At 32.2% G+C, this 14,005-nt stretch carries 12 protein-coding genes; 7 read left to right on the forward strand and 5 right to left on the reverse strand.

The genetic code is table 11. The features are described 5' to 3' along the window. Positions 1-66: 66 nt before the first annotated feature. The 3 genes from FWJ34_RS06770 to FWJ34_RS06780 all read right to left on the reverse strand — a co-directional run bounded on the left by FWJ34_RS06770 (position 67) and on the right by FWJ34_RS06780 (position 4,626). Entirely contained in the window at positions 67-591 is a 525-nt protein-coding gene (locus FWJ34_RS06770; protein WP_308254565.1) for a cofactor assembly of complex C subunit B, read from the reverse strand. A 132-nt stretch (positions 592-723) separates the two neighbouring features. After that, positions 724-3,051, reverse strand: a complete 2,328-nt coding sequence (locus FWJ34_RS06775) for a polysaccharide biosynthesis tyrosine autokinase (protein ID WP_308254566.1) — start codon at positions 3,049-3,051, stop codon at positions 724-726. A gap of 147 nt (positions 3,052-3,198) precedes the next feature. After that, complete coding sequence (locus tag FWJ34_RS06780; RefSeq protein WP_308254567.1) at positions 3,199-4,626, reverse strand: SLBB domain-containing protein; 1,428 nt, start codon at positions 4,624-4,626, stop codon at positions 3,199-3,201. Between the two features lie 75 nt (positions 4,627-4,701). Here FWJ34_RS06780 and FWJ34_RS06785 point away from each other — a divergent pair, with 75 nt between their 5' ends. The 3 genes from FWJ34_RS06785 (at position 4,702) to FWJ34_RS06795 (ending at position 6,619) form a co-directional block, all read left to right on the forward strand. Continuing rightward, complete coding sequence (locus FWJ34_RS06785) at positions 4,702-5,277, forward strand: Uma2 family endonuclease (RefSeq protein ID WP_308254568.1); 576 nt, start codon at positions 4,702-4,704, stop codon at positions 5,275-5,277. A gap of 299 nt (positions 5,278-5,576) precedes the next feature. After that, a complete protein-coding gene (locus tag FWJ34_RS06790; RefSeq protein ID WP_308254569.1) occupies positions 5,577-5,843 on the forward strand; it encodes a CAP domain-containing protein in 267 nt (88 codons plus the stop codon). Between the two features lie 29 nt (positions 5,844-5,872). Further along, the gene (locus tag FWJ34_RS06795) at positions 5,873-6,619 is read left to right on the forward strand and encodes an HAD family hydrolase (protein ID WP_308254570.1); all 747 of its coding nucleotides are present in this window, start codon (positions 5,873-5,875) and stop codon (positions 6,617-6,619) included. A 119-nt stretch (positions 6,620-6,738) separates the two neighbouring features. Here the strand turns inward: FWJ34_RS06795 and FWJ34_RS06800 are convergent, their stop codons facing one another. After that, positions 6,739-7,383: a MotA/TolQ/ExbB proton channel family protein gene (locus FWJ34_RS06800; protein WP_308254571.1), complete on the reverse strand. Its 645-nt coding sequence runs from the start codon at positions 7,381-7,383 to the stop codon at positions 6,739-6,741. A gap of 133 nt (positions 7,384-7,516) precedes the next feature. Between FWJ34_RS06800 and FWJ34_RS06805 the strand changes: the two genes are divergently transcribed. Continuing rightward, entirely contained in the window at positions 7,517-8,452 is a 936-nt protein-coding gene (locus FWJ34_RS06805; protein WP_308254572.1) for an NAD-dependent epimerase/dehydratase family protein, read from the forward strand. Positions 8,453-9,029: 577 nt separating this feature from the next. After that, positions 9,030-10,688 (forward strand): NAD+ synthase, encoded by a 1,659-nt coding sequence (locus FWJ34_RS06810; RefSeq protein WP_308254573.1) that lies wholly within the window; start codon positions 9,030-9,032, stop codon positions 10,686-10,688. 136 nt (positions 10,689-10,824) lie between these two features. On the opposite strand, the gene FWJ34_RS06815 is transcribed toward FWJ34_RS06810, so the two are convergent. Beyond that, positions 10,825-11,169, reverse strand: a complete 345-nt coding sequence (locus FWJ34_RS06815) for a hypothetical protein (protein ID WP_308254574.1) — start codon at positions 11,167-11,169, stop codon at positions 10,825-10,827. A 282-nt stretch (positions 11,170-11,451) separates the two neighbouring features. On the opposite strand from FWJ34_RS06815, the gene FWJ34_RS06820 reads away from it, so the two are divergent. Together FWJ34_RS06820 and cphA are read left to right on the forward strand one after the other, a co-directional pair. Next, complete coding sequence (locus FWJ34_RS06820; protein ID WP_308254575.1) at positions 11,452-12,270, forward strand: cyanophycinase; 819 nt, start codon at positions 11,452-11,454, stop codon at positions 12,268-12,270. A 170-nt stretch (positions 12,271-12,440) separates the two neighbouring features. Further along, positions 12,441-14,005: cyanophycin synthetase (gene cphA, locus FWJ34_RS06825; protein WP_308254576.1), on the forward strand; the 1,565-nt coding region annotated here is incomplete at its 3' end.

Genomic DNA, 14,005 nt, shown 5'->3' on the forward strand with positions numbered 1-14,005 from the left:
TCAATTCTTATTACTATTACTTATTATCTATTGGAAGAATGCCTAATTTCTGAAAGAAGTTTTATTTTAAACAGTTTCTTTGACAGAATAAATAAAAGGAAAATTGTTCTGTAATTGAATTAATTCATCTCGGTGGGCTTGAATAGTTAAAACAGTATTATTTGATGTTTGAGTGTTACTATCTAAACGAAAAGCAACTTTTTCTACTTTTTTAGCACCTTTCCAATAAAAAAAACCTGCTAGGGGTGCAAGAATTAATAACCCTAAAAATAGATTACTTTCAGTAGAAAATAACATTGATAAAACTAACGCAAAACAAAATAAACCACAACTGGCTAAAAAACTCAGAAAAACAGCTAAAAAAATGCTTGGAGAAACAACACCTTCTAAAGTTACTTTATTAGTTTGAGTATCTATAGCTTTTACTTGATAAGATCTTTTGTAAAAATAATCTTTTAAATAACTAAGAATATTATCCTCATTATCTTCACAGGCAATAGTAACAATTTCAGTACGATCTTTGATACTTCCTCTGATGAAAAAAAATAAACCAATCATCAATAATATTGTTAATAATAATGTAGAAATCATGTATTTAGTGAATAGCAATAAATAATACTTAAGTTTTGGAAAATAATTCAAGCAATTTAGAATTTAGAATGAAGATTTCACCTGTGCATCGTTGCCCATTACAAGAGTGCCCATTCCCTACCTCACCCCTAATTATTTTTGATGAGATTTATAATAATTGTGATAGTTAGAGCGATAATATCCTCCTTGATCATTATATTTGATTCCGTTGGCAACAATACCTAATAAAGAAATATTGGACATTTTTAATTGTTCTGTAACCTGTTGTAAAGATGATCGCTCAGTTTTACCTAATTTAACCACTAAAACTAAACCGTCAGTATTTTGGGCGGTAATTTTAGCATCAGAAAAACCTAAGACAGAAGGACTATCAAAGATGATAAAATCAAATTTCTGAGATTGTTTTAATTGGGTGATAATTTCTGACATTTTTTTAGAGTATAACAAGCGAGTAGGATCTGGTGGTATTTGTCCTGCGGTGATGACGGATAAATTTTCCCATTGAGGCACTTCTTTGAGGGCTAATTCCCAATCAATCCCAGTAGCTAAAACATTACTTAAGCCGTTATCATTATCTACTTCTAACAGTCGGTGTAATTGAGGTAATCGCAAATCAGCATCAATTAACAACACTCTTTGCCCCATTGCCGCTGCTCCTTGGGCTAAATTTAAGCTAATAGTGGATTTACCTTCGGCTGGATTTGCTGAACTGATTACCAATGAATTAACAGGAGAATCAGAGCCTAATAAACTCACATTAGTATAAAGATTACGGAAAGACTCTATCCAATAAGAAGAGGTATATTCTTGGGCTTGTGTAGTTTTTGGCATCCAACTAAGTTGAGATTTGTCGTTAGAGTTAAAAGAAGGTAAGGCTTTTCGAATCACGTCTTCTACAGAATGAATGGTTTTATGAATAGGAATTTTGCGTAAAATTGGTTGTTTGATGGCTTCTTTTAGTTGCTCTAATGTATGGATTGAACCGTCTAATTTATCAACGATTAAAGCTGTTGTTATACCTAAAATTAATCCTCCAACAAAGCCAATTATTAAATTATTTAAGGGTATCGGATAAATAGGAATTTCTGGCGCTTTAGGAGGAGTAATAACTTTCCATGTTACGGTTTTTTGAGCTTGTTCTAATTCTAATTTTTCTCTGATTTCTAAGAAACGTTTTAAGCTGTCAGTATTCGATTGCAATTCTCTTTCTAAATCAACATATTTTCTTGTGATTGTAGGCATTTGTTGAGTTGTTTTCTTCAGATCTTCTAATACTATTTTTAAGCTATTAATTTTTGTTTGCAACATTTTAATTTCATTAGCTTTTAAAAGTAACTCTTCCGTTAATTTAGTCCGAATTTGATTAGGAGAAGATAACGCCATAGATTCTTCAGTAGTAACATTTCCAAATTCTTTAGCTAATAATTTTTGGCTTTCTTCTTTTAATAATTTTATGAGATTTTCTTTCTTAGCATTTAAAGTAGTAATTTGAGGACTTTCATCAGTAAAAATAGCAGATTGTATGGCTAATTCTACTTCTAAAGATTGCAATTGTTTTAATAAATTTTGATAGGTTTGTGATTCGGTTAAATAGCTAACTGCTATGGCTTGTTCTGGAGATAAATTTAATTGTTTTTGTAAATTAATATAGGCAGAATTAGCTTGTTGTAATTGAATTTGAGCCGTTAAATAATCTTTTTCTACCGCAATTAATTGTTCCGTTAATTCTGTGGCTTTAACTTGAGGATCAATAAATTGATATTTTTGTCTTACTGATTGTATTTGAGTTTGTAAAGATATGACTTTATTTTCTAATTGTGGTACTTGATTTCGCACAAATTTTAAACCTTCATTAATATTATTTTTATTCTCTGCTAAATTATTAGCTAAATAACTATCGGCAATTTGATCTAAAACATACTTAATTTTTTCAGGATCTTTATTTTTAAAACTAACTTCTACTATCTTGGTATTTTCTAATGGTTTAATAGTTAAATTATCTAAATTTTCAAGGTTAATCTCTTGATAAATCTCAGGGTATTTAGTAGAAATTTTTTCCATAATAGGAACTAAAATACTGGCACTACTTAAAATTTTTATTTCAGTATTATAATCAATTTCGGCAGATTTAGATGTAGCAATTGTTCCATCAATAGTTGCGTCAGTTTTTCCTTTTTCCTCAAATTTTTCTACCAATAATAGAAATCTACCTTGATAAATTGGTGATTGTTGATAAGTCCACAAACCAACCCCTGCAGTTACTCCTATGGTTACAGTGGTGAAGACAATCCAGCGTCTTTTTAGTAATGAAAAAAACTGCAAAAAACCATTAGATTTATTAATTTCTTCATCAGCTTTCTTTGATACCATTGATAAAGAAGGGATCACATTATTTTCTACATCTTGATTATTATTTTGATTAGATTTTAAGTGCTTATTTGAAACTTTTTTTTTAAACATTTTTGGAAATAATTAATAGTTAATAAAATAAAATTTCTAATTAGGTTCTGGTAAATAATTCCAAGACTATAGTCGATAATTCTTCAAAAATAAAATGCAAAATTAATTTTGCTCACTGATTTATTTTTAGATCGAACTCAAGTAATTCTAATTATTATTAAAAACATTAAACAAATTTAAAATAGAGAAACTTCTACCAATAGGACCTAAAATTGTCTCTAAATTATCAGTAAATGCCGTCATACCATTTCTACTAACCATAATAACATCATTATTTTTAAGAATCGGATTTGTTTGTTCATTAACCTCCGCCGCTAAATTAACAGATATATTTCTTTTCGTCACTGTGCCGTTAGAATTAACTCTCACCAATTCTACTACAGATTGATCTGCACGACGTTCATCAAAACCTCCTGACGCTAATATTGCTGTATTTAAAGAACTATTCATGGGAATTTTTAAGGCTCCGGGTTGTCGAACAGAACCGACTACGTTAACGATCATTTCCGTGGGAGAAAAGTTAGCAGAAGCAATGGTTTGAGCTTCTTTTGGATCAATTTCCTCGGCCCTTGGTACTATAATCGTGTCCCCATTTTTTAAAACAATATCTTTATCTATATCTCCTGTTTCTAACATTTCCCATAGATTAATCTCAATAGATTGCTGTTGTCCGTCTCTTGTAATGCGATTAACAGTAATTTCTCGAATATTCGCCATTTCTCTGATACCGCCACTTTGTTGTAATGCTACCGTCAGTCTAGGCTCTCCTGTTTCAATCGGTATGGTATAAGATCCTGGACGGTTAACTTCGCCAATAATTGTAACATTAGGAGGTGCAGCAAATTTAATACCAAAATTGGCATCGGCTAATTGACGATATTCTTGGGCATTAATTGTTTCTTGTTTGGGTACAATAATCACATCTCCGTCTTGTAAGTCAACATCCTGTTTTAAGTCTCCTTGTTGTAAAAGTTGCCAAAAGTCAATCAGATAAGTTCTTTCTTCGCTATTTTCTGTTCTTCTTAACTGAATTTCTTTGACATTAGCAGAGATGGTTAAACCCCCTGCTTTTTCTAGTAAATCCGTTACTTTTGGTCGTTTTCTATCCCCTAAATCAGGGTTTAAGGTATATTTACCCGGTGTATTCACTTCTCCAGCGATCGCTAATCTTAAAGGTCTTTGTGCTATAAGAGTAACGGTAATACTAGGACGCTTGAGAAACCTTGCATATTCTTTAGTTAATAGTTGATAAACTTCTGAAACTGTTTTACCTTGAATGTTAAAAGTACCGATAAGGGGAATAGAAATAGTACCATCAGTAAATATTTGAAATTCACCTCCTTGATCAGGTAACTCAAAAACACTAACTCGAATAACATCACCGGCACCTAAAGTATAAGGTTTTGTTTCGGGTAAAATTTTTTGAAAATTATTACGAGGAAGAATTGGTAATAAAGGGCGTAAAGGAGGATTTTCCTGAGTAATGGAAGATTGAGCCTGAGTGGGATTACTGAGTAATAAGATGGGAATATTAATACCAATAACTACTATAAAAGTAGTAAATTTACATTGCATGAGTTAAAAAATTAGATAGTAAGATTTTATTATAATAAAATAACTTTAAAACAGTATAAAAGAAGGTGAAACAAAATGCCATCTCCCTTAACTATTCATTTTGATTCTTTCAAATTAACTGATAATCAGTTTTATCAATTATGTCAAGATAATCGTAATTTACGTTTTGAAAAAAATGCTTATGGAGATCTAGTAATTATGCCACCAACAGGAGGATTAACCAGCAATAAAAATCTTAGAATTATACAACAATTAGCTAATTGGACAGATAAAGATGGTAAAGGAATTGCTTTCGATTCTTCAGGCGGATTTAAACTTCCCAATGGGGCAATTCGAGCGCCTGATGCTAGTTGGATTTCTCTTAAAAAATGGCAGAATTTAACTATGGATGAAAAAGAAAAATTTATTCCTTTATGTCCTGATTTTGTTATGGAATTAAGATCGAAAAAAGATGATTTAAAACCGCTACAGGAGAAGATGAAAGAATATATTGATAACGGTACTAAATTAGGATGGTTAATTAATCCCCAAGATAAAAAAGTAGAAATTTATCGAGAAGATAAAACAGTAGAAATATTAGATTCACCCATGAGTTTATCAGGAGAAAATATTTTAGTTAATTTTGTGCTAAATTTAGAGTTAATTTGGTAAGTTAATATTTATTAGCAGAGACAAGGTATTCGGTATTAGGTATTTGGTATTAGGTATTCGGTAATGAATTGATCAAAGACTGTTAATAATTGATTTTATTTAGATTAATTTAATTAGATAATTAGACAAAACTTGGACAAATTAACTATCGAGCCTAAAGCTATCACGCCTAAAGCCTACCCACATCAAAGATTCTTACATCGAACTCAGGTATTATTGTACGATAGCTAAAATACAAAATTACTTTTTAATCTTGATTATAATTATCATTAAAATAATTTATAAAATTAACAAAATTTATGGAAGAGCATCCCTTTATCATTAAAGTTGTTTATCTTACAAATCAGTTTAGAATTGCCAATGGCATATCTCCATTATCTATTGATTTGAATTTACAGAAAGCCACTCAACAGCACTCAGAAAATATGGGCAATCTGGATTTTTTTAGTCATACGGGGATAGATAACCGTACTTATCTTTTTGTGGGAGAAAATGAAAAAAATAATATTCTTGCCAATTTTCCTCAATTCCAGTTAGAAGGAGTTGCTTTTGAGGTAATTATTTAATAAGTCTTGAAAAACTGCCGATTATATATATGAAAACTATTATCTGTGAAAAAAAATCCTTTGAAAATATAGAAGCTATTATATTTGATAAAGATGGTACATTAACTGATTCAGAAAATTTTTTACGAGAATTAGCCTTTAAAAGAGCAAGATTAATTGATGCACAAATACCAGGGATTTATGAGCCGTTACTTATGGCTTTTGGTGGCGAAAATGACTATCTTAATCCCACCGGTTTAATGGCAGTTGGTAGTAATCGAGAAAATCAAATTGTTAGTGCTGGTTATATTGCTGAAACAGGAAGAAGTTGGTTTGAATCTTTGGCGATCGCCGATCAATGTTTTACTAATGCCGAAAAGTCTTTTCCCAGTCGTGGTAACACCTCTCCCTTATTTGCTGGAAGTCTGGAAGTTTTACAAACTCTCAAAGAAGAAGGATTAAAAATAGCGATTTTGTCTGCTGATACCACCGAGGGAGTACAAGAATTTGTAGAAAATCATCAGTTAACAGCTTATATTGACTTAATTATGGGAGTTGACAGTGGCTTATCAAAACCTGATCCTCGATTATATTTACAAGTTTGTGACAAATTGGAGGTAAAACCAGAAAATACTTTGATGATAGGAGATTCTCAGGGAGATATTGCCATGGCAAAAAATGCTAAGGCGAGGGGAGTTATCGGTATTTATTGGAAATATCCCCAAGCACCACATTTAGAAACTGCTGATGTCATTATTTCTGATTTAGCACAGATAAAAATAACTAATGAGGAATGACGAATAAATCATTAGACTTGTTACACAAGTGAGGCAACGATGCCCTAGGCAATGGGCAATGGCTAAATTCTAAGAAAGCCGTCACTACGAACTTGGAAAATATACACTTAACATTAATTTTAGAGCGAACTCAGGTGATGCTCATTACTCCATCGCTGACGATAAATTACTTCTAAATCACTTCCAGCTTTCCTAAAAATGCGCACCTGATTAAACCAAAAAGCCTGAAATAATCTATAAAAAACTACACTTGTAATAGCAACAATTAAGCCTGCTGCCGTAGAAATCAATGATTCGCCAATACCTTGAGTTACTCCTGAAGTTGCCCCTGTTCCTAAATCACTTAAAGAAATTGAACCTAAAGATTTAATTAAGCCTAATACAGTACCTAATAATCCCAATAATGGCGATAAAGCGATAACTCCTTCTAAAATTTTGTCTCCTTTACGCATTAAGGCTAACTCGTCATCAGCACCGGTTTCTAAGGCTAAATGAAATATATCGGGATCTGGATTATCTAATTGTAAAGGGGTATTTAAAAATTTACCTAAAGGATGATTACGGTATCTTGAAGTGATTTCTCCTGCTTTTGTCCAATTAGTAGTTGCTGCATCCATAATATTATTTAAAATTTGTTCTTCTTTGATTAGTACTTTTGACCAAAACCACAGACGTTCTATAATAGTTCCCAAAGCTAGGATTGACAAAAATAAGAGAGGCCAAATGGCAACACCACCCTTTTCAATTAATTCCGTTAAAGTCATTGATTTTTACTCCTCTATCCCAATAATTAATTTTCATTAACTAATTATCATTGATCACTGATCGATTATCAATCATGACACAAAATATTATAATTTTGAAAATAGAAATAATATTTGCTCAACTAATTAATATATGCGTATTCTTATCATGGGTGGAACTCGTTTTATTGGCGTTTCCCTCACTAAAATTCTCGTTGCTCAAGGTCATGAAGTAGTTTTGTTTAATCGTGGTAATAACCCAGCACCCATAAAAGGAGTTAGGCAAATTCATGGTGATCGCAAAGATAAATCATTATTACAAGAGAAATTAAAAAAAGAAAAATTTGATGCTATTTTCGACAATAATGGACGAGAATTGAGTGATACTGAACCTTTGGTAGAATTATTCAAAGATCAGATTTCCCACTTTATTTATGTTAGTTCGGCAGGGGTTTATTTACCATCAGAACAAATGCCTCACCGTGAAGATGATCCTCTGGACCCACAAAGTCGCCACAAAGGAAAATATGAAACGGAAGAGTATCTTAAAAATCAGGATATTCCTTTTACTTCTATTCGTCCTGTTTATATTTATGGTTCAAGGAATTATAATGATTTAGAATCATGGTTTTTTGATCGATTAGTACGCAATTTACCAATTTTAATACCTTCAGGTGGTTTACATTTTACTCAATTTGGTCATGTAGAAGATTTAGCAATGGCGATGAGTAAAGTTTTAGGTAATTCTAAGGCTATAGGACAAATATACAATGTTTCTGGCGATCGCTATGTTACTTTGACGGGATTAGCTCATTCTTGTGGCGAAGCCATAGGTAAAAATCCATCAGAAATAGAGATAAAATATTATGATCCTAAAAAGTTTAATTTAGGAAAAAGAAAAGCATTTCCTATCAGAGTACAACATTTTTTTACAGACATTTCTAAAGCACAAAAAGATCTAAATTGGCAACCAAAGTATGATTTAATATCAGGATTAAAAGAAGCTTTTGAAAATGATTATTTACCATCAGGAAGAGACAAAATAGAAATAGATTTTAGCCTCGATCAAGAAATTCTCAATCAATTATAGCGTTTTTCATTATGGTAAGGTCTCTATAAATCTTGATAACAAGAGGCGGCGATCCCTTTGCCCATACCTCGCTTATGTGAAAATTGCTATATAATTTAGTAGGGTGGGCATTGCCCACATTTTTTTTTAGAGAAATTTTGATATTTATACAATAGACATTGATAGAATTTAGGGAACAGGGAGCAGAGAAAAACTATTTTCAATTGATTATTACTTTATAAGAATTGATTTTATTTTTAATTATTGGAGATGTCTAATAAAAATTCGATCAAGATGAAAACGAAAATATTAAAGGATTTTATCTATTTACCAAAAAATAATGATATTTATAGAAACCAACATACTATAGCATTACTAAATCAGTTGTGGGATATTTAAAAATAGTAGAAAATGTTAAAATCTCAGTTTAATAAGGGGTTTAAACCCCCTGCATCCAAATTTTTGATGTTGATTTTGCCACGAATCATTTAGGATTGCTATATCCCTATTAATTTTAAGGATTAATTGACTTTAAATATATCAAAAAAAATAAACGTGTATTATTATAAATAAATTTAGGATATTTGATCAACAAATTATGAAAATTGCGATCGCTCAAATAAATCCCATTATTGGAGATATAAAAAATAACGCTGAAATGATAAAAAAACAAGCAGAATTAGCCATTAAAGAAAAGACAAAATTATTATTAACACCTGAATTATCTCTTTGCGGTTATCCCCCTAAAGACTTACTTTTAAATCAAAGTTTTATTACTGCTATGGCAGAAGAATTACAAAGATTAGCAGAAACTATTCCTCCAGAAATTTACATTTTAATAGGCACAGTTACATTTAATTTTTCAGCCCATCAAGAGGGGAAAAAACCTCTGTATAATAGCGTTGCTTTAATTCATAATGGTAAAATTCAGGAAACATTTAATAAAAGACTATTACCTACTTATGATGTATTTGAAGAAGATCGTTATTTTAGTGCAGGAGATAAAGTTAACTATTTTAATTTAGAGGGAGTAAAAATAGGAATAACAATTTGTGAAGATTTATGGAATGATGAGCAATTTTGGGGTAAAAAAAGCTATAAAATTAATCCTCTTCAAGACTTAGTTAATCATGGTGTAGATTTAATTATTAACTTATCAGCTTCTCCTTATATTGTCGGCAAACAAAAACTGAGAGAAGAAATGTTAACCTATCTTGTTAATAAATATAAAAAACCAATTATTTACGTTAATCAAGTAGGAGGAAATGATGATTTAATTTTTGATGGTTATAGTTGTGCTTTTAATAAAAAAGGAAATATTATTAATCGATGTAAACCTTATAAATCTGAATTAATTTATCTAAATTTTGAGCAAAAAAATCAAGATTTATTACCTAGTTTAGTTAATAATTTAATTATCTCAGAAGAAGAGGAAATTTATCAAGCCTTAGTGTTAGGAGTCAAAGATTATGCCAATAAATGTGGTTTTAATAAAGCAATTTTAGGTTTAAGTGGTGGTATTGATTCGGCTTTAGTCGCTACTATCGCCCTTGATGCTTTAGGTAAAGATAATGTTTTTGGGGTATTAATGCCTTCTCCTTATAGTTCAAAACATTCAGTTATTGATGGAGAAAAATTAGTTGAAAATTTAGGTATAAAAAGCGAAAAAATTCCCATTCAACAAGTAATGAATAGCTTTGATTTATTATTAAATCCTCTGTTTAAAAATACAGAATTTGGCATTGCTGAAGAGAATTTACAATCGAGAATTAGAGGTACTTTATTAATGGCGATCGCCAACAAATTTGGTTATTTATTATTATCAACAGGAAATAAATCAGAGATGGCTGTAGGGTATTGTACCCTTTACGGTGACATGAATGGCGGTTTAGCAGTGATAGCTGATGTGCCGAAAACAAAAGTTTTTAAATTATGTAAATGGATTAATAGAAATAAAGAAATAATTCCTAATAATATTTTAATTAAACCTCCTAGTGCAGAATTAAAACCGAATCAAAAAGACGAAGATTCTTTACCACCTTACGAAATTTTAGATGATATTTTAGAGCGTTATATTAATAAACATCAATCTTTAAGAGAAATAAAAAATGCTGGCCATGATTTAGAGATTATTAAAAAAGTAATAAAATTAGTTGAACGTGCTGAATTTAAACGAAAACAAGCTCCTCCAGGACTTAAAATAACTGATCGTGCATTTGGAACTGGTTGGAAAATGCCTATTGCCAGAAGAATTTAGAATAAGGAAATTGAGCATCATTGCCCAAATAAATTGTTAATTGTTAATTGCCCATTCCCTATTCCCTAACCTCACCAACTTTTTCAGCAATGCCTGATTACCTATTACTGATTAACTTTTAAGGGTAAAAAGAATCTTATTTTTTGATTTTTTTCGCCATATCACGAAACATATTCATATTAGTATCAGTTTTGCGATTTTCTTGAGGTGTAAAGGAAGAATTAGGGTCACTGAAATTACTAGAGCTAGATTTGGGCTTTATAGCTTCATTAGAATTTTTCTTGGTCATTTTTTCTGAAGAAACTTCTTGAATTAATTCTGCACCTTTTCCGCCTTGGACTTTAGGAAAAGTTCTCCTAGTGGTTTTAGCCGTGCGCATATAATCAATATCGCCAAAAGTCTTTGCATCATCTGGGTTTAAGAAATAACTATCTTCTACGTTATTATTTTTTTTGCCAAATAAACCAAATAAACCTGCCATTAAATTATCTCCCTTTGTCAATTTGTTAAATTTTATTGTTTAGATTATGAAAAATTATAACAGATTGTTACATTCCTGAGATTTTTTTAATATCGTCATCAATATCCATAAAAACCGATCGCACACAGTACCTTCTGCACCATTTCATGATCGCCATCAAAAACATCTATTTTTAAATGGTGAAATCACAGAAAGAAGATAATATTGATAAGGATAATAGCTAATTACGGTAAACTTAAATATATTAAAACTTAGTCTAAGTAGGAAATTATCTAAAATAACATGAAGGAATATCAGAGAAGTTCAATCCTCGTGATAGGAGGTGCAGAAGATAAAGTACATGGTAAAGAAATTTTACACAGTTTTTGGCATTGTGCTGGTGGTACAGATGCAATTATCGGAATTATTCCTTCTGCTTCCCGTGAACCTACTATTATCGGAGATCGCTATGTAAGTATTTTTCAAGAAATGGGAGCAAAGGATTTAAAAGTACTAGATGTAAGAGATCGTATTCAAGGAGAAGATAAAGAGTATCAAGAATATGTAGAAAAATGTACAGGTATTTTCATGACAGGGGGAGATCAACTTAGACTCTGCGGTTTATTAGCTGATACGCCTTTAATGGAAAGAATCCGTCAACGGGTGAAACTAGGAGAAATAACTTTAGGTGGTACAAGTGCCGGGGCAGCAGTGATGGGACATCATATGATCGCTGGTGGTAGTAGTGGTGAATCTCCTAATCGTGCTTTGGTAGATATGGCTATGGGATTAGGTATTATTCCTGAAGTAATTGTAGATCAACACTTTCATAATCGTAACCGCATGGCAAGGTTATTGAGTGCTTTATCTAATCATCCTGAAAGATTAGGTATCGGTATTGATGAAGATACTTGTGCCGTTTTTTATAAAGATGAATATATTGAAGTTATTGGGAAAGGTACGGTGACGATCGTCGATGGTCAGGGAATGAGTTACACTAATCAAGGTAGAGTAACGGCGGAACAACCTCTTGCTTTACATAACTTAAGAGTACACATTCTTGGATATGGCGATCGCTATAATCGTAAAACTCATCAACCAATAGCTGGAATCATTAAATAAATAAAGATTTGACATTTATCTCTAAAACAAAATGAGCAATTTTGAAGAAAGAAAGTAACCTAAAAAAATAGAAAAATGTTCAAATTGAACAGTTAAATTAAGAATAAAAACGAGAAACTAGAAAATGCCTCTTTTTCTCAAACACAATACCCTCTAAAAGCGAATAAACCATGAAAATCCTGAAAACACAAACCTTGCGTGGGCCAAATTATTGGAGCATTAAAAGACAAAAATTGATCCAAATGCGTCTTGATTTAGAAGATGTAGCGGAAAAACCATCCAATTCAATACCTGGATTTTATGAAGGTTTAGTGAAAATATTACCATCCCTCATTGAACATTTTTGTTCCAGAGATCATCGTGGTGGATTTTTGGAACGGGTAAAAGAAGGAACCTATATGGGGCATATTATTGAACATATCGCCCTCGAATTACAAGAACTAGCAGGAATGCAGGTAGGTTTTGGACGTACGAGAGAAACTTCTACTGCTGGGGTTTATAACGTGGTTTTTGAGTATGTTTATGAAGAAGCGGGAAGATATGCAGGTAGAGCTGCCGTAAGGTTATGTAATTCATTAATAACAAAAGGAGAATATGCCCTAGAAGAATTAGCTCAAGATTTAGCAGATTTAAAAGATTTACGAGCTAATTCCGCATTAGGTCCTTCGACTGAAACCATTGTGAAAGAAGCTGAAGCTAGACAAATACCTTGGATGTTGCTTAGTGCTAGGGCAATGGTACAATTAGGTTACGGAGCAAATCAACAACGTATTCAAGCCACTTTGAGTAGTAAAACTGGTATTTTGCCGGTAGAATTAGCCTGTGATAAAGAAGGTACTAAAACTACTTTAGCCGAAGCAGGTGTTCCTGTACCCAAAGGCACTGTTATTTACTATTTAGATGAATTAGCAGATGCCATCGCTGATGTAGGGGGTTATCCTATCGTACTTAAACCTTTAGACGGGAATCATGGTAGAGGCATCACCATTGACATTAATAGTTACCAAGAGGCAGAAGACGCTTATGAAATAGCTAATGCCGCGTCTAAAACTAGAGCGGTAATTGTGGAAAGGTACTATAAAGGCAATGATCATCGTATCTTAATTATTAACGGTAAACTTGTAGCTGTGTCGGAAAGAATTCCTGCTCATGTGAGAGGTAACGGATATTCTACCATTGAGGACTTAATTCAGGAAACCAATGATCATCCTGATCGAGGTGATGGTCATGATAATGTCTTAACTAAAATTAGCATTGATCGCACTTCTTTAGGGGTGCTGAAAAAACAGGGTTTTGAGATGGATACAGTGTTAAAAGAGGGGGAAATAGCTTATTTAAGAGCTACTGCTAACTTGAGTACTGGTGGTATTGCTATTGATCGCACTGATGAAATACATCCTGAAAATATATGGATAGCGGAAAGGGTTGCCAAAATTATCGGTTTAGATATTGCGGGGATTGATGTAGTTACTGCTGATATTACGAAGCCCTTAAAAGAAGTAGATGGGGTAATTGTGGAAGTAAATGCAGCTCCTGGATTTCGGATGCACGTTGCACCTAGTAAGGGTTTACCTCGTAACGTAGCGGCTCCTGTGTTAGATATGCTTTTCCCTAATCAAAAATCTAGTCGTATCCCTATCCTAGCGGTGACAGGTACAAACGGTAAAACGACTACCACCCGATTATTAGCTCATATTTATCGTCAAACAGGAAAAGTTGTTGGTTACACCAGTAC

This window comes from Geminocystis sp. GBBB08 (assembly GCF_016743215.1).
Lineage (GTDB): Bacteria > Cyanobacteriota > Cyanobacteriia > Cyanobacteriales > Cyanobacteriaceae > Geminocystis.